The sequence below is a fragment of the Modestobacter sp. DSM 44400 genome, from assembly GCF_900107175.1.
Lineage (GTDB): Bacteria > Actinomycetota > Actinomycetes > Mycobacteriales > Geodermatophilaceae > Modestobacter.
Genome location: NZ_FNOZ01000013.1, coordinates 62667 through 78037, shown reverse-complemented (window position 1 = coordinate 78037; position 15371 = coordinate 62667). Strand labels below are relative to the sequence as shown.

Below are 15371 nucleotides of genomic sequence, written 5' to 3'. Positions count from 1 at the left end.
CGGCGACGCTAGGGCGTGGCCGGCGGGGAGTCACGCCCGCGACGCCAGGACGACCACGCTGCAGGCACCGCCCGGCTGGTGACGTCCGTGCGCGGTCGCCGGCGGATGCGGCCGGCCCCGTCCGGCTGCGGACGACCTTCCGGGCGTGCATCCCCGAACCGTCGGCGGGACGTCACTCCCGGCGGCGTGGCGATCCCGGACCGCCACGACGGCCCGACCGGCGCGCTCGCGCGGGTGCGACGGCGCCCGGTTGGAAATAGCGGCATCACGCGCGGCCGGGTTGCCGACAACGGTCTGCCCGGAACCATTCCGGCGCAATGTCGGTCGGTCGGACGGAGATCACATGGCAACCACGGGTGAGTACGGCGCGGGCACCAGGCGGCACTGCTTCACAATGGGTGCCGCCGCGGCCGTGGTCGGCGGAGCCGGCGCTGTCCTGAGGTCGGCACGCCCGGCCCTGGCCGCTGGGGCCACCGACGACTTCCAGCCCTACCCGATCCCCTGGCTGGACAAGAACCTGCACTACAACCAGATCCCGATGCCCGACGGACCGCCGACGGAGCTCTCGCACATCTACCACTCCAAAGGCCAGGTCGGGCGGGCGCTGTTCACCGGCGAGGGCACCACCGGCGACGGAAAGACCCCGTACATCGGCCAGGGCACCGATTACGGCTACTTGGACGGCACCTTCATCCCCGCCAGCGGCGAGCCGCAGCTGGGCACGTTCACCCACATATGGCTGGCTCTCTACGAGGAGCGGTCCGCTCCCGAGAGCAAGGTCCACGACTCCACGTGCCGATGGCGCCGTCCGGGTTTTACCGGATGGCCCCGATCGCCGGCGACGACCTGCACGTCCGCGATCAGCGCGCCCGGCTCGACGTCGGCCGCCTCGCAGTGATCGACGAGCCGAAGTTCCCGATGCGCGGCCGACGTACCCCGCGCGGGAGAGCTTCCGCGTGACCTGGACCCCGGCCGGCGGCCAGCAGACCCTGCGCGACGACGGCAAGCAGTTCCTCATCGAGGGTCGGCCGGCCACCGTCGCGGCCAGGTTCTGGGTCTCGGTGCCGTCGCTGGACTTCACCTTCAAAGGGCAGGCCACCGAGACGACCTACGCCTTCTTCGGCTCCGAGGTGAACGGCTACTACTTCGACCAGGGCGACGATCCCTCGTCGGCGGAGGAACCGGACATGACCATCCCCGACGACGAGGCCGCGCCCGGCGACAGCTGAGCTGCCCGGCACTCGGCGCACACGCGTTCCGTCCACCGCCCCGTCCGGGCAGCACCGGGCGGGGCGGTAGACAGGAGCCGTGAACCTCTCCCGCGCCGCGGCCGCCGCCCTGGACGACACCGACCCGCTGGCCGGCTTCCGGGCCCGCTTCACCGGCACCGAGGACGGTGACACGGAGAGTGGGACCTACGGCCGGCTGCTCTACCTCGACGGGAACTCGCTGGGCCGGTTGCCCCGGGAGACCCCGGCGGCGCTGGCCCGGGTCGTGGAGCAGGAGTGGGGCCGCGGGCTGGTCGGCTCCTGGCGCGACTGGGTGGAGCAGTCCCGGCGGATCGGGGACGTGCTGGCCGCCGGGGTGCTCGGCGCCCGGCCCGGCGAGGTCCTGGTGGGCGACTCGACCTCGGTGGACCTCTACAAGTTGCTCGTCGCTGCGGCCGACGCGCACCCCGGCCGGGACGTGTTGGTCTGCTGCGCCGACGACTTCCCCACCGACCGCTACGTCGTCGCCGGGGTGGCCGCCCAGCGCGGGATGACGGTGCGCGAGGTGGACGCGGACATCGACGCCGGCCTGGACCTGGGCACGCTGGCGGCAGCGCTGGACGACCGGGTCGCGGTCGTCGTCCTGTCCCAGGTGGCCTACCGGTCCGGCGCGCTGGTCGACATCGCGGCGGTCACCGCGCTGGCCCGCGAGGCCGGTGCGCTGGTGCTCTGGGACCTCAGCCACGGCGCCGGTGCGGTGCCCGCCGACCTGACCGCGGCGGGCGCGGACCTCGCCGTCGGCTGCACGTACAAGTACCTCAACGGTGGGCCGGGCGCGCCGGCCTTCCTCTACGTCCGCCGCGAACTGCAGGACCAACTGCGCCAGCCGATCTGGGGCTGGTTCGGCCAGCGCGACCAGTTCGCCATGGGGCCGGCCTACGACCCGGCCGACGGTGTAGACCGCTTCGCCGTCGGCACTCCCCCGGTGCTCGCGATGGCGGCGGTGGAGGTCGGTGCCCGGCTGAGCGCGGAGGCCGGCATCGACCGGCTGGCCGCCAAGGGCCAGGCGCTGACCGGGCTGCTCATCGCGCTGGCCGACGCCGACCTGGCCGAGCACGGCGTGACCGTCGCCTCGCCCCGGGACGCAACCCGGCGCGGCTCGCACGTCAGCCTGGTGCACCCCGCGGCCTGGCAGCTGACCCAGGCGCTGGTCGACCGGGGCGTCGTCCCGGACTTCCGGACGCCGAACCGGGTCCGCTTCGGCCCGGCGCCGCTGTACACCCGCTTCGTCGATGTCTGGGACGCGATGGACCGGTTCCGGGCCGTGCTCGCCGAGGGCGCGCACGAGGCCTATCCGACCGAGCGCGCCCGCGTCACCTGAGCAAAGACCCTCGTGCCCCCGGGAAGGACCCCGTCCCCCAGTCGTCCAGGGACCAGCAACTCGTGCTGCAGTAGCGCCGCGAGGTGGCCGTCCCCGCGGTGCTCGCGGAGGGTGGTGAGCGCCTGCCAGAGCACCAGATGCGGGGCGTCGGGCCAGGGCAGCCCGGCGTTGGCCGCCGCCAGCGGCCGCCCCGGGACGTCGACCGCCTCGGCGGCCCGGCGGGCGAGGTCCGCGGCCTCCGACGCCTCGGCGGATTCCCGCCACCCGGGCAGGGCGCGGGCGACCGCGGCGTCCACCCCGGCCAGCCGGGCGCTGAGCGCGCGGCCGGGGCGACCGAGTTCCAGACCGCAGGAACCCGGCGGGCCACGAAGACCGGTGCGAAGGACGCGAAGGTGGCCGTCACCACCGCGGGCCCGACCGGCCCGAGGGGCGCGGCGCGCATGGCGAAGTAGCCGGCCCAGAAGCCGGGCGGGCCGACAGCCTCGGCAGCGGTGCGCACCTCGTCGGCGAAGGAGGTGACGGCGTGCAGCGGCTCACCGAGCGCCCACAGGTGCCGGGCGATGGAACGGCCCTCGTGCAGGGCCCCGCCGCGAACTCGGATGGCCCGTCCCGAGGCTCGCCCCGAGCCTGCGAGGGGTGAGGGGGACGGGGTCCTTTCCGGGGGGCACGAGGGTCCTTCTTCACGCGCTGACCGAGTCCGGCATGCCCAGCCACGTGCGCCAGCGCGGGTCGACGGTGCGGTGCCCGAGCAGCCGCCAGGCGGCTCCGCTGGGCGCCCCGGGCGGCCGAGGCAGCGACCAGCCGAGCTCGGCGAGGTACCGGTCGGCCTTGGCGTGGTTGCACCGGCGGCACGCAGCGACCACGTTGTCCCAGGTGTGCGTGCCCCCGCGGCTGCGCGGCACGACGTGGTCGATGCTGGTTGCCGACCCGCCGCAGTAGACGCAGGTCTGCCCGTCACGGGTGAACACCGCCCGCCGGGACAGCGGCACCTGCACGGGGTAGGGCACCCGGACGTAACGGGTCAGCCGCACCACGATCGGCACGGCCAGGGTCAGTCGCTCGGCGTGCACCTCGTCGTCGGTGACGTCGACCGCCTCGGCCTTGGCGGCGAGCACGAGCACGATCGCCCGGCGGCTGGAGACGACGCACAGCGGCTCGTAGGTGGCGTTGAGCAACAGCGTGGCGCCGGTGGTCGCGGCTGCCGGGGCAGGCGCGCGCGGCCCGAAATGCGAGTCGTGGGCGGGGCCCCGATGGCCGGCCGCGGACGACCCGAGTGCGGTGATCGACACGGGACACCTCCGAGTGCCCCGGGCCGCCGGGTGCTGCGAGGACCCACGGGCTCCCCCATCCTGCACTGCGGATCCGTCCTCCGGCACGGCGAATTCGTCGGCCCGGCTACCGTCGGCGCGTGCGATACCCCGACGCCACCCGCCTGGACCTGGTCGAGGACCTGCACGGCAACGCCGTTGCCGACCCCTACCGCTGGCTGGAGGACGTCGCCGACCCGCGGACCACCGCCTGGGCGACGGCCCAGGACGAGCTTGCCACCGAGGTGCTCGGCGCACTCCCCGGCCGGGCTGCCTTTGCCGAGCGGATGGCCGCGCTGGTGCACGCCGGTGCGGTAGGCATCCCGGTGTGGCGGGCCGGGCGCGCCTTCTCCACCCGCCGCGACCCCGGCCAGGAGCACGCGGTGCTGCGGGTGACCGAGCCCGACGGGACCGTGCGCGTGCTGGTCGATCCCATGGCCCTGGACCCGGCCGGCACCACGACGCTGGACGCCTGGTCGCCGTCCTGGGAGGGCTACCGCCTGGCATACCAGGTCTCCACCGGCGGGGACGAGGAGTCCCGGCTGTTCGTGCTGGATGTCGCGACCGGCGAGCTGCTCGACGGCCCGGTCGATCGCTGCCGCTACTCCCCCGTCGCCTGGCTGCCCGGCGGCGAGGAGCTGTTCTACGTGCGCCGCCTGGCGCCCGGGCTGGTCCCGGCCGGCGAGGAGCAGTTCCACCGCCGGGTGTGGCGCCACCGGGTCGGCGCCGACCCGGACACCGACGTCCTCGTGCACGGCGAGGGCAGCGACCCGGCCACCTACTTCGGGGCGCGGACCAGTGCCGACGGGCGCTGGCTGGTCGTCTCTGCCGCCATCGGCACCGCCCCGCGGGACGACGTGTGGCTCGCCGATCTGGCCGGGGACGGCGCGCTGCGCGAGCTGCAGGTGGGCGTGGACGCCCAGACGTCGGCGTGGGTCGCCCGCGACGGCCGGCTGTGGCTGCACTCCGACCGGGACGCCCCGCGCAGCCGGCTGGCCGTCGCCGACCCGGCCGACCCGGCCACCTGGCCGCCGTCGGCGTGGCACGAGGTGATCCCGGAGCAGCCGGACGGCGTGTTCGCCGACCTCGCCCTCGTCGACGGCCCGGACGGCGACCTCCAGGTGCTCGCCGTGCACGCCACCGACGCCACCGACCGGCTCTCCGTGTGGGCCGCGGACCCGGTCGCTTCCCCACCCTCACCGCTGGCCGAGGTCACCGACCTGCGGCCGGGCAGCGTCGCCGGGGTGAGCGCGCCGCCGGAGGGCGGCAGCACCGCGTGGGTCGGCTACACCGACTACGCGACACCCCCGTCGGTGTTCCGCTGGGACGCTGCTGCCCCGGCGTCGCTGACCGTGTGGGAGCAGGCGCCGGTGGCCGGAGAGGTGCCGGCGATCCAGGTGGTGGAGACCCACGCGACGTCGGCCGACGGCACGCCCGTGCACCTGTTCATCCTCTCCGGGGCCGGCGCCCCGGAGGCCCCGCGGCCCACCGTGCTGTACGGCTACGGCGGCTTCAACGTCTCCCTGACCCCCGCCTACAGCGCGCAGGCGCTGTCCTGGGTGGCGGCCGGGGGCGTGTGGGTCGTGGCGAACCTGCGCGGCGGCTCCGAGCACGGCGAGGACTGGCACCGCGCAGGCATGCGGGAGCGCAAGCAGAACGTCTTCGACGACTTCGCCGTCGCCGGGGAGCACCTGGTGACCGAGGGCTGGACCACGCCGGAGCAGCTGGCCGTGATGGGCGGGTCCAACGGTGGGCTGCTGGCCGGGGCGATGCTGACCCAGCGCCCCGACCTGGTGTCGGCGGTCGTGTGCAGCGCACCGCTGCTGGACATGGTCCGCTACGAGCTGTTCGGGCTGGGCCGCACCTGGAACGACGAGTACGGCACCGCCGCCGACCCGGTCGAGCTGGGCTGGCTGCTGGGCTACTCGCCCTACCACCGGGTGGTCGAGGGCACCGCCTACCCCGCGGTGCTGTTCACGACGTTCGAGTCCGACACCCGGGTCGACCCGCTGCACGCCCGCAAGCTGGCCGCCGCGCTGCAGGCGGCGACGAGCTCGACGCGGCCGGTCGTGCTGCGCCGCGAGCTGTCGGTGGGCCACGGCGCCCGGGCTGTCAGCCGCACCGTCGAACTGGCCGCCGACCAGCTCGCCTTCCTCGCCGCGCACACCGGGCTGCGGACCGACTGAGGCCGTCCCGGACGCCGCCGGTGCGGATTCGGCACCACGCCCACTGCAGAGACGCCCCCGCGGGGCAAACCGGAACCGACACGGCTCCCGGTCATCGGACGTGACGGACCGACCTGCCAGACTCACCGTCATGAGCAGCGCACCGTCGGTCAGCGGACAGGGCTCGGCCACCAGCGACGTGGGTCCGCGCTGAGCCGCCGTCCCGGCCGCGGCGCCACCGCCGGCGGCGAGCGGCCGGCCACGTTCGGCCAGGTCTTCGCCGTCCGCGAGTTCCGGCCGCTGTTCGGCTCCTACCTGTTGTCGACGATCGGCGACGAGCTGGCCCGGGTCGCCCTGACGATCCTCGTGTACCAGCGCACCGACTCCGCGCTGCTGTCCGCGGTGACCTTTGCGATCAGCTTCCTGCCGTGGCTGGTGGGCGGCCCGGTGCTGGCCGCGCTGGCCGACCGGCTGCCCCGGCACCGGGTGCTGATCGCCAGCGACGTGGTCCGGGCGGTCCTGGTCGCGGGCATGGCGGTCCCCGGGACGCCCCTGCCGGTGTTGCTCGGCCTGCTGTTGCTGGTCTCGGTCTGTGCGCCACCGTTCGAGGCGGCCCGGTCCGCGCTCATGGCCGACGTCCTGGAGGGCGACCGCTACGCGGTGGCCACGTCGCTGACCGGCATCACCTCGCAGTTCTCCCAGCTGGTCGGCTTCCTGCTGGGTGGGGCGCTGCTGGCCGCCTTCTCCCCGTCAGTGGCGCTGTTGCTCGACGCCGCCACGTTCGCGGTCTCCGCCGTGTGGCTCAGCCGTGGGTTGCAGCGCCGGCCGGCTCCGGCGCTGGAGGACGACGAAGGAGGGCCCCGGTCGATCTGGCGCGACACCGGCAGCGGACTGCGCTTCATCGCCGGCTCGCCCCGGTTGCTGAGCATCGTCGGCCTGCTGTGGGTGGCCGCGACGTTCGTGAACGGGCCGGAGGGCATCGCGGCGCCGCTGGGCGACCAGCTCGTCGGGACGACGTCGGCCACCGGGCTGCTGCTGGCGGCGGCGCCGGCCGGCACCGCGGTCGGCGGGCTGGTGGTGGGCCGGCTGTGCCCACCGGCGCTGCGCAACCGGCTGCTGGTGCCGCTGGCGGTGCTGTCCCTGACCGGCCTGCTGCTGGCCGGCCTGGTGCCGCTGTGGCTGGGCACCGGGACGGCGGCCCTCGTCCTGGTGCTGGCCCTGTTTTTCGTGGCCGGCGTCGGCGGGGCGTTCAACATCCCGCTCAACGTGGCCTTCGTGCAGGCCGTCCCCAGCGCCTACCGCGGCCGGGCCTTCGGGGTCGCGGTGGCCGGGCTCTCCGGCGTCCAGGGTCTGGGCGTCCTACTGGCTGGGCTGGGGGCCGAGGCGCTGGCCCCCAGCACGGTCGTCGCGCTGGCCGGCGGGATCGGCCTGCTGGCGGTCGCCGGACCGCTGGTGGCAATTCAGCGCACCCGCCGCACTCTGCACCACGACCCGGGAGCCCACGTGGCCCCCGGCTGCGTCGCTGAGGGACCATCGGGGGCATGAGCGAGACGAGCCGGTTGCTGCCCTCGGCACGCAGCTTCTATGCCGAGATCGGCGGGGAGCCGACGTTCCGCAGGCTCGTCGCGCACTTCTACGCCGCCGTCCGGGAGGACCCGGTGCTCCGGCCGCTGTACCCGGCCGACGACTGGGCCGGCGCCGAGTCGCGCCTGCGGCTGTTCCTCGAGCAGTACTGGGGCGGCCCGCGCACCTACTCCGAGCAGCGCGGCCACCCGCGCCTGCGGATGCGGCACGCACCGTTCGCCATCGGCGAGGTCGAGCGGGACGCGTGGCTGACCCACATGCGGGCCGCGGTCGACTCCCTCGAACTGCCCGCCGCGCAGGACGCCACGCTCTGGGGTTACCTGGAGATGGCCGCCCGCAGCATGCAGAACCGTTTCCCCGACGAGGCCGGTGGGACCTTGTCCCCCGGCTCCTGACTGCCCCCTGCACCTCCGGAGCTCCCGCTGGGCCAGCACGCGACGTCCTGCTCGACCACCCCCGAGACGACGGCGTGGGCGACCTGGTCGGCGTCCGCGACCGGCTGCCGTACCTGTCCGACCTCGGTGTCGACGCGCTGTGGATCACGCCGTTCTACCCCTCGCCGACGGCCGACCACGGCTACGACGTCGCCGACCCGCGGGACGTGGAGCCGGTCTTCGGCGACCTGGCCGAATTCGGCGCGCTGCTGGCCGACGCGCACGCCCGGGGCATCAAGGTGACCGTCGACCTGGTGCCCAACCACAGCTCGCACGCTCACGTCTGGTTCGCCGAGGTGCTGGCGTCCGCGCCCGGCTCCCCGGCGCGCGCCCGGTACGTCTTCCACGACGACCGTGGCCCGGAGGGGGCCGACGCGGATGGCCGACGGCCAGTGGTACCTGCACCTGTCCGCCCCTGAGCAACCGGACCTTGACTTCACCAACCCGGAGGCCGTCGCCGACCTGGAGACGACGCTGCGGTGCTGGCTGGGCCGCGGCGTCGACGGGCTCCGGATCGACGTGGCCCACGGCATGGCCAAGCCCCAGGGGCTGCCGGACATGGTGCCCATGGAGGACACCGGGCTGCTCGCCGACCACGGCCGCGGTGACCACCGCTTCGACCAGGACGGCGTGCACGCCATCCACCGCCGGGTGCGCGCCGTGCTCGACCGGTACCCGGGGACGATGGCCGTCGGCGAGGTGTGGTGGCCGACGACGACCGGCTGGCCCAGCACCTGCGCCCCGATGAGCTGCACCTGGCCTTCAACTTCAAGGCGCTCACCGCCGACTGGGACGGCGACAACCTGCGGACGGCGATCGAGCACTCGCCGGCCACCGTGGCGACCATCCCCGCACCGGCCTGCTGGCTGCCGTCCAATCACGACCGCCTGCGGCACGTCACCCGCTACGGCAACGGCGAGCGGGGCACCCGCCGGGCCCGGGCGGCGGCGCTGCTGCATCTGGCGCTGCCCGGGGCGGCGCACGTCTACAACGGCGACGAGCTCGGCCGACCCGACGTCGACCTGCCCGACGAGGTGCTGCGGGACCCGATCTGGGAGCGGTCCGGGCACACCGAGCGCGGCCGGGACGCCTGCCGGGTGCCGATGCCGTCCGGCTGGGGCCCGCTGACCGCGGCGGCGCAGGCCCCCCGGACTCGATGCTGTCGCTGTACCGGACGGCGCTCGCGCTGCGCCGCTCGGCGGCCTTGGCCGGCCCGTCGTTGGAGTGGGCGCCCGCGCCCGGGGGTGCCTGGCCCTCCGCCGTCACGGCGGGCTGGTGTGCCTGCTCAACCTTTCCGGCGTTCCGGTGCAGGTCCCGGGAGGGCCGGGTTCTGCTGGCCAGCGCACCGGTGGACGACGGCCGACTGCCCGACGACGCCGCCCTCTGGGCTGCACCACTGAGCCGAGCCGCCGGGATCGGGTACCTTCCGGATCCGTGAAGACCCGAGACCTCGCCTACGTGGCGCTGTTCGCCGCGATCACCGCCGTCCTGGGACTGGTGCCGGCGATCCAGGTCGGTCCGGTGCCGATTACGGCTCAGACGCTGGGGGTCATGCTCGCCGGGTCGGTGCTCGGCGCGCGGCGGGGCTTCCTCGCGCTGCTGCTGTTTCTGGTGCTGGTCGCCGTCGGTCTGCCCTTGCTGGCCAGCGGCTCCGGAGGGCTGAGCGTCTTCGCCGGCCCGTCGGGCGGATACCTCTACAGCTGGCCGATCGGCGCGTTCGTCGTCGGGCTCATCACCGAGCTCAGCTGGTCCCGGTACAACCTCGGCTGGGCGTTGCTGGCGAACGTGGTCGGCGGCATCGTCGTGGTCTACGCGATCGGCATCCCGTTCCTCGCGCTCTACGGCGACATCCCGCTGGCCGCCGCGTTCACCGGCTCGTTCGCGTTCCTGCCCGGCGACGCGGTCAAGGCGGTCGTCGCCTCGCTGGTCGCCGTCCAGGTGCGCCGCGCCTACCCGGTGATCGAGCGCCCGCGCCGGGCGGCCGCCTCCCAGTGAGGAGGAGGCGGGCCCCCGCCGAGCGATCGCCGGACACAGCCGCTGATCCCGGCCGGGGTATCGAGCTGACCGGCGTGGGCCACAGCTACGGCGCCCGCACGGTGCTGGCCGACCTGACCGTGCGGCTGACCGAGCGGCGCGTCGGTGTCGTCGGTGCCAACGGCTCGGGGAAGAGCACCTTCGCCCGGCTGCTCAACGGCCTGGTCGTTCCCACCGAGGGGACGGTGACCGTCGACAGCCTGGACACCCGGACGGCCACCCGGGCGGTGCGCCGCCGGGTCGGGTTCGTGTTCCAGGACCCCGATGCCCAGATCGTGCACCCCACCGTCGCCGAGGACGTCGCCTTCGGGCTGGAGAACATGGGCGTGGCGCCCGCCGAGCGGGCCGAGCGGGTGGCCGAGGTGCTGACCCGGTACGGGCTGGCCGGGCACGCCGACCACCCGGCGCACCTGCTGTCCGGCGGGCAGAAGCAGCTGCTGGCCCTCGCCGGCGTGCTGGTCATGCGCCCGGCCCGGATCGTGCTGGACGAGCCGACGACCCTGCTGGACCTGCTGAATGCCCGCCGGGTGGCCCTGCTGGTGGCCGAGCTCGAGCAGTCCGTCGTGGTGGTCACGCACGACCTGCCGCTGCTCGAGGGCTTCGACCGGGTGCTGGTGTTCGACACCGGGCGGCTGGTGGCCGACGACTCCCCGGCCGCGGCCATCGCCGCGTACAGGTCGTTGATGGCCGGCCGGCCATGACGCTCGCGCTGTACGTCCCGACCGGCAGCCCCGTGCACCGGGCGCCGGCGGGAGCGAAGCTGCTGACCCTGGTGGCGGTCAGCGTCGTCGTCTTCGCCGTCCCGACGCTGCCGGTCGTGGGTGGGGTGCTCGCCGCGGTCGTGCTGGTCGGGCTGGGGGTCGCCCGGCTGCCGCCGGCGCTGCTCGGCCGCCAGGTGCGCGCCGTCCTGTGGTGGTTGGTCGCGCTGGCCATCGTGACGGGCGTGGTCGGCGGGGTAGCCGGCGCGGCGCTGGTCGTACTGCGGCTGCTCGCGCTGGTGCTGGCCGCCGCGGTGGTCACCGCGACGACGCGGGTCACCGAGCTGGTGGCGGTCGTGGAGTGGCTGTGTTCGCCGCTGCGCGTGTTCGGGGTGCGCCCGGCCCGGATCGGCCTGCTCATCGCCATGACGCTGCGGTTCATCCCGCTGGTGGCCGAGCGGGCCGAGCGGATCCGGGAGGCGCAGGCTGCCCGCGGGGGCACGGTGCGCGGCATCCGCGCCTGGACGACGACCGCGGTGCCGCTGCTGGTGCAGGTACTTCAAATGGCGCACACCACCGCCGAGGCACTGGACGCCCGCGGCGCCGACGACGACGCGCCACCTGCGCGCCCACCGAGCAGAGGACGACGATGACCGGTTGGGTGCAGGAGATCTGGACGGCGCCGTCCGCGGCCGCGCCGATGGTGCGCCGGCCCTCGGTCGTCGCGCTGCCCGGCGTTGGTCTGGACGGCGACCGCTACGCCCTCGGCGGGGGCACCTGGGCGCGCTATCCGGCGCTGGAGAAGCAGGTCACGCTGATCGACGCCGACGAGGTGGCCGCGGCCGGGCTGGCGGCGGGCGTGGACCTCACGCCAGGCGACACCCGGCGCAACGTGGTCACCGGCGGGGTGGACCTGCCCGCGCTGGTCGGCCGGTACTTCACCGTCGGCGACGTGCTGCTGTTCGGGTCGAAGCGCTGCCCGCCGTGCCGGCACCTGGAGCTGCTGACCGGGCACCGGCTGGTCAAGGCGCTGGCCACCCGCGGCGGAATCAACGCCGCCGTGTTCGCCGGCGGTGCGATCGGCGAGGGGGACGTCGTCCGGGCGGTGTCCGACGAGGAGGCGGCCGAGTGGGGTGCCCCGGTGGGCGCGGACCGGCCGATCGCCCGGGTCGTCACGCTCGGCTGAACGCCCCCCGAGGGCATTTTCGAGCTCGAGCCGGGCGCTTCTCGGGCTCAAGCCCACGCCGGCTCAGGCCCGCGCCGGCTCAGGCGGGGGCGTCGTCCAGGTACTTGCCCAGGAAGGTCTTCTCCTCCGGGGTGAGCCGCCGCGGGCGGTTGTTCGCGAAGTCGACCGTCACCAGCAGGGAGCTGCCGGTGACGGCGAGTCGCCCGTGGTCGAACAGTTCGTAGTGGCAGGTGAAGGCGGCCGCGCGGATGCCGGAAACCCAGATCTGCACCTCCAGCGGCTCGGCGTCGTAGACGACCGAGCGCTTGTAGGCGACCTCGTGGGAGGCCACGACGATGCCCCGGCGCAGGCCGGTCCTCTCATCGTGGGTGGGGTGGTCGAAGAACAGGTCGACGCGGGCCGTCTCGAAGTAGCCGAGAAAGGCGACGTTGTTGATGTGCTGGTAGGCGTCCATGTCCGACCAGCGCATCAGGACGGCGACGGTGTGCCTCACCGGGCCAACCCTGCCGCATGACGCGCGGCGCCCCGCTGCCGGGTCACCGACGGCCGGGGCAGACCGCGGGCGCACGGTCGGCCGCCGCTACCCGACCTCGCGGGCCCGCTCCGCAAACCACGGCGACTCCGCGGGGACGTCGTCGAAGAGCAGACCCGACGGGTCGCGCAGGACGACCCAGGTCCGCCCTTCGGCCACCTGCTCCGCGCCTAACCCGACCAGCCGCGCCACCTCGGCCGCCACGTCGTCGGTCTCGATGTCCAGGTGATACCGCGCGGGCCCGCCGCAGATCTCCTGGAGCCCGACCCATGACCGTGCGGCGGGCTCCAGCAGCGCGGTGAACTCCGGGTGTGCCGGCACCTGATGCGCGTCGGCCAGCAACGCAGCAGCCCAGAAGTCGCGGGTGGCGGGGAACGTGTCCCGCGGCGCGTCGATCACCACTTCGCGCAGCAGGATCCGATGCATGCCCACATGCAAGTATCGACAGGTGGGCGGCGCCATCGACGGCACTCGGCAGCCCAGCGGCCGGGATCCCGGCCGGTCCGGCGGACGGCCGGGCCGTGCGCCCGTGGCGTGGGACGCCGCTGCAGCGGGGGTGCTGACGCTCCCGTCGGGACGGCTGGTGCGCGGCCGGGGCGTGGGCAGTCCGCTGCCGGCAGGCCCGGAGCCGGAGTTCGGCGTCTACCTGCTGGGCCGCCGGCCGGCAGTGCAGCCGTGGGAAAGCCGCTGGGTGACCTGGCCGGATTTCCGGCTGCCATGGGACCCCGGCGACCTGTGGGCGGCGCTGGCCGACGTGCTCGGGCGCGCCGACAGCCAGCGGGTGGAGGTGGCCTGCCGGGGCGGGCACGGCCGGACGGGCACCGCGCTGGCCTGCCTGGCGGTGCTCGACGGGCTGGCCGCCGACCGCGCGGTGGCCTACGTGCGCGACCACTACCGGAGCCGGGCGGTCGAGACCCCCCGGGCAGCGGGCGTTCGTTGCCCGGTTCCCGCCGACTCGATGAGGCCCGGAGACGACGACGACGGCCGGCCGAGGCCCAGAGGCACGGCCGGCCGTCGCAGGCCCCCTCCCGGGCACCGCCCTGAGCGTGCGAGGGGTGGGGAGGAGGGGGTCCTTCCTCAGTCGCGACTGAGCTTGCGGTAGGTGGCGCGGTGCGGGCGGGCTGCGTCCGCGCCGAGCCGCTCGACCTTGTTCTTCTCGTAGTCGTCGAAGTTGCCCTCGAACCAGAACCATTTCGAGTCGCCCTCGTAGGCCAGGATGTGCGTCGCCACCCGGTCGAGGAACCAGCGGTCGTGGCTGACGACCACCGCACAGCCGGGGAACTCCAGCAGCGCGCTCTCCAGGCTGGTGAGCGTCTCGGTGTCCAGGTCGTTGGTGGGCTCGTCGAGCAGCAGCAGGTTCCCGCCCTGCTTGAGCGTCAGGGCCAGGTTCAGCCGGTTGCGCTCACCGCCGGAGAGCACGCCGGCCTTCTTCTGCTGGTCCGGGCCCTTGAAGCCGAACGCCGACACGTAGGCCCGCGAGGGCATCTCCACGTTGCCGACCTTGATGTGGTCCAGCCCGTCGGAGACGACCTCCCACAGCGACTTGGCCGGGTCGATGCCACTGCGGTCCTGGGCGACGTAGGCAACCTTGACCGTCTCGCCGATCTTGATGTCGCCGTCGTCGGGCTTGTCCTCCCCGACCAGCATCTTGAACAAAGTGGTCTTGCCGACGCCGTTGGGGCCGACGACCCCGACGATGCCGTTGCGCGGCAGGGTGAAGGACAGGTCATCGATCAGAACCCGGTCGCCGAAGCCCTTGGTGAGGTCCTTGGTCTCGATGACGATGCTGCCCAGCCGGGGGCCCGGCGGGATCTGGATCTCCTCGAAGTCGAGCTTGCGGAACTTGTCGGCCTCCGCCGCCATCTCCTCGTACCGGGCGAGGCGCGCCTTGCTCTTGGCCTGCCGCGCCTTCGCGCCCGAACGCACCCACTCCAGCTCGTCCCTGAGGCGCTTGGCGCGCTTGGCGTCCTTGGCGCCCTCGACCTTGAGCCGGCCGGCCTTGGTCTCGAGGTAGGTGGAGTAGTTGCCCTCGTAGGGGTAGGCCCGGCCGCGGTCGAGCTCGAGGATCCACTCGGCCACGTTGTCCAGGAAGTACCGGTCGTGGGTGACGGCCACGACGGTGCCGGCGTACTTCTCCAGGTGCGCCTCCAGCCACGCCACGCTCTCGGCGTCGAGGTGGTTGGTGGGCTCGTCGAGGAGCAACAGGTCGGGGGCCTCCAGCAGCAGCTTGCACAGCGCCACCCGGCGTCGCTCACCACCGGACAGGACCCGGACGTCGACGTCGCCGGGCGGGCAGCGCAGCGCGTCCATGGCCTGCTCGATGCGATTGTCGAGCTCCCAGCCGTCGCCGTTCTCGATGACCTCCATGAGCTCGCCCTGCTCGGCCATCAGCGCGTCGAGGTCAGCGTCCGGCTCGCCCATCCCCTCGTTGACCTTCTCGAAGCGGTTCAGCGCCGCGCGCAGGTCCTTCACCGCCTCTTCGACATTGCCGCGCACGTCGAGGTCCTCGTTCAGCGGGGGCTCCTGCTGGAGCATGCCCACGGAGTAGCCGGGGCTGAGGATGGCCTCGCCGTTGGAGGCATGCTCCATGCCGGCCATGATCTTGAGGACCGTCGACTTGCCGGCGCCGTTGGGTCCGACGACGCCGATCTTGGCGCCGGGCAGGAACGCCAGGGTGACGTCGTCGAGGATCACCTTGTCGCCGTGCGCCTTGCGCGCATGCACCATCGAGTAGATGTACTGGGCCACTGGGTATGGAGCCTTCCGTCGCGTCGCGAGTGGGGGCGGGGCCGGGCTGCGTCCGAGTCTCGAGCCCCGCCCCCTGCGTTCTCAGCGCCGATCC

General features: G+C 74.0%; 17 protein-coding genes and 2 pseudogenes. 14 read left to right on the top strand and 5 right to left on the bottom strand.

Going from position 1 to position 15371, the window contains the following annotated elements; genetic code table 11:
* The first annotated feature begins 343 nt into the window (after window positions 1-343).
* The 3 genes from BLW04_RS10720 to kynU all read left to right on the top strand — a co-directional run bounded on the left by BLW04_RS10720 (window position 344) and on the right by kynU (window position 2589).
* Window positions 344-898, top strand: a complete 555-nt coding sequence (locus tag BLW04_RS10720) for a hypothetical protein (RefSeq protein ID WP_139306808.1) — start codon at window positions 344-346, stop codon at window positions 896-898.
* Between the two features lie 58 nt (window positions 899-956).
* Entirely contained in the window at window positions 957-1229 is a 273-nt protein-coding gene (locus BLW04_RS10715; RefSeq protein WP_091540014.1) for a hypothetical protein, read from the top strand.
* A 79-nt stretch (window positions 1230-1308) separates the two neighbouring features.
* Window positions 1309-2589 carry a kynureninase gene (gene kynU, locus BLW04_RS10710; RefSeq protein WP_091540011.1) on the top strand — a complete coding sequence of 427 codons (1281 nt, stop codon included), beginning with the start codon at window positions 1309-1311 and terminating at the stop codon, window positions 2587-2589.
* On the opposite strand, the pseudogene BLW04_RS29615 reads toward kynU, so the two are convergent.
* Together BLW04_RS29615 and BLW04_RS10700 are read right to left on the bottom strand one after the other, a co-directional pair.
* A pseudogene (locus BLW04_RS29615) lies at window positions 2559-3088 on the bottom strand (hypothetical protein). The gene kynU and the pseudogene BLW04_RS29615 sit on opposite strands and share 31 nt — an antisense overlap.
* A gap of 181 nt (window positions 3089-3269) precedes the next feature.
* Window positions 3270-3767, bottom strand: a complete 498-nt coding sequence (locus tag BLW04_RS10700; protein WP_091540137.1) for an HNH endonuclease — start codon at window positions 3765-3767, stop codon at window positions 3270-3272.
* Window positions 3768-3997: 230 nt separating this feature from the next.
* Here BLW04_RS10700 and BLW04_RS10695 point away from each other — a divergent pair, with 230 nt between their 5' ends.
* The 10 genes and pseudogenes from BLW04_RS10695 (at window position 3998) to BLW04_RS10660 (ending at window position 11997) form a co-directional block, all read left to right on the top strand.
* A complete protein-coding gene (locus tag BLW04_RS10695; protein WP_091540007.1) occupies window positions 3998-6082 on the top strand; it encodes a prolyl oligopeptidase family serine peptidase in 2085 nt (694 codons plus the stop codon).
* Between the two features lie 189 nt (window positions 6083-6271).
* Window positions 6272-7606 carry an MFS transporter gene (locus tag BLW04_RS10690; RefSeq protein ID WP_139306807.1) on the top strand — a complete coding sequence of 445 codons (1335 nt, stop codon included), beginning with the start codon at window positions 6272-6274 and terminating at the stop codon, window positions 7604-7606.
* The gene (locus BLW04_RS10685) at window positions 7603-8040 is read left to right on the top strand and encodes a globin (protein ID WP_091539992.1); all 438 of its coding nucleotides are present in this window, start codon (window positions 7603-7605) and stop codon (window positions 8038-8040) included. The genes BLW04_RS10690 and BLW04_RS10685 overlap by 4 nt, the downstream gene beginning before the upstream one ends.
* Before the next feature lie 74 nt (window positions 8041-8114).
* Window positions 8115-8498 (top strand): alpha-amylase family glycosyl hydrolase, encoded by a 384-nt coding sequence (locus BLW04_RS28330; RefSeq protein WP_254781297.1) that lies wholly within the window; start codon window positions 8115-8117, stop codon window positions 8496-8498.
* Window positions 8458-8727: pseudogene (locus BLW04_RS28325) on the top strand (alpha-amylase family glycosyl hydrolase); the annotation flags it as partial. The gene BLW04_RS28330 and the pseudogene BLW04_RS28325, both read left to right, overlap by 41 nt.
* Window positions 8728-8783: 56 nt before the next feature.
* Window positions 8784-9479 (top strand): alpha-amylase family glycosyl hydrolase, encoded by a 696-nt coding sequence (locus tag BLW04_RS28320; RefSeq protein ID WP_254781294.1) that lies wholly within the window; start codon window positions 8784-8786, stop codon window positions 9477-9479.
* 34 nt (window positions 9480-9513) lie between these two features.
* Window positions 9514-10074: a biotin transporter BioY gene (locus tag BLW04_RS10675; protein WP_091539989.1), complete on the top strand. Its 561-nt coding sequence runs from the start codon at window positions 9514-9516 to the stop codon at window positions 10072-10074.
* Window positions 10075-10148: 74 nt separating this feature from the next.
* Window positions 10149-10814 (top strand): energy-coupling factor ABC transporter ATP-binding protein, encoded by a 666-nt coding sequence (locus tag BLW04_RS10670; protein ID WP_254781291.1) that lies wholly within the window; start codon window positions 10149-10151, stop codon window positions 10812-10814.
* On the top strand, window positions 10811-11464 hold the full coding sequence (locus BLW04_RS10665; protein ID WP_091539986.1) for an energy-coupling factor transporter transmembrane component T: 654 nt from the start codon (window positions 10811-10813) through the stop codon (window positions 11462-11464). The genes BLW04_RS10670 and BLW04_RS10665 overlap by 4 nt, the downstream gene beginning before the upstream one ends.
* Window positions 11461-11997: an MOSC domain-containing protein gene (locus tag BLW04_RS10660; protein ID WP_091539984.1), complete on the top strand. Its 537-nt coding sequence runs from the start codon at window positions 11461-11463 to the stop codon at window positions 11995-11997. The genes BLW04_RS10665 and BLW04_RS10660 overlap by 4 nt, the downstream gene beginning before the upstream one ends.
* Before the next feature lie 79 nt (window positions 11998-12076).
* Here BLW04_RS10660 and BLW04_RS10655 read toward each other — a convergent pair whose 3' ends face one another.
* On the bottom strand, window positions 12077-12490 hold the full coding sequence (locus tag BLW04_RS10655; RefSeq protein WP_091539981.1) for an acyl-CoA thioesterase: 414 nt from the start codon (window positions 12488-12490) through the stop codon (window positions 12077-12079).
* Window positions 12491-12577: 87 nt separating this feature from the next.
* Window positions 12578-12955 carry a VOC family protein gene (locus BLW04_RS10650; RefSeq protein WP_139306806.1) on the bottom strand — a complete coding sequence of 126 codons (378 nt, stop codon included), beginning with the start codon at window positions 12953-12955 and terminating at the stop codon, window positions 12578-12580.
* On the opposite strand from BLW04_RS10650, the gene BLW04_RS25865 reads away from it, so the two are divergent.
* Window positions 12954-13631 carry a protein-tyrosine phosphatase family protein gene (locus BLW04_RS25865; protein WP_139306805.1) on the top strand — a complete coding sequence of 226 codons (678 nt, stop codon included), beginning with the start codon at window positions 12954-12956 and terminating at the stop codon, window positions 13629-13631. The genes BLW04_RS10650 and BLW04_RS25865 overlap by 2 nt on opposite strands.
* Here BLW04_RS25865 and ettA read toward each other — a convergent pair.
* The gene (gene ettA / locus BLW04_RS10640; RefSeq protein ID WP_091539976.1) at window positions 13607-15277 is read right to left on the bottom strand and encodes an energy-dependent translational throttle protein EttA; all 1671 of its coding nucleotides are present in this window, start codon (window positions 15275-15277) and stop codon (window positions 13607-13609) included. The genes BLW04_RS25865 and ettA overlap by 25 nt on opposite strands.
* Window positions 15278-15371: the final 94 nt, after the last annotated feature.

Excerpts from the sequence above, each read along its gene's own strand:
- BLW04_RS10720 (WP_139306808.1), top strand. The coding sequence starts at position 344 with ATGGCAACCACGGGTGAGTACGGCGCGGGCACCAGGCGGCACTGCTTC.
- BLW04_RS10685 (WP_091539992.1), top strand. The coding sequence starts at position 7,603 with ATGAGCGAGACGAGCCGGTTGCTGCCCTCGGCACGCAGCTTCTATGCC.
- BLW04_RS10665 (WP_091539986.1), top strand. The coding sequence starts at position 10,811 with ATGACGCTCGCGCTGTACGTCCCGACCGGCAGCCCCGTGCACCGGGCG.
- BLW04_RS10660 (WP_091539984.1), top strand. The coding sequence starts at position 11,461 with ATGACCGGTTGGGTGCAGGAGATCTGGACGGCGCCGTCCGCGGCCGCG.
- BLW04_RS25865 (WP_139306805.1), top strand. The coding sequence starts at position 12,954 with ATGCCCACATGCAAGTATCGACAGGTGGGCGGCGCCATCGACGGCACT.
- BLW04_RS10650 (WP_139306806.1), bottom strand. The coding sequence starts at position 12,955 with ATGCATCGGATCCTGCTGCGCGAAGTGGTGATCGACGCGCCGCGGGAC.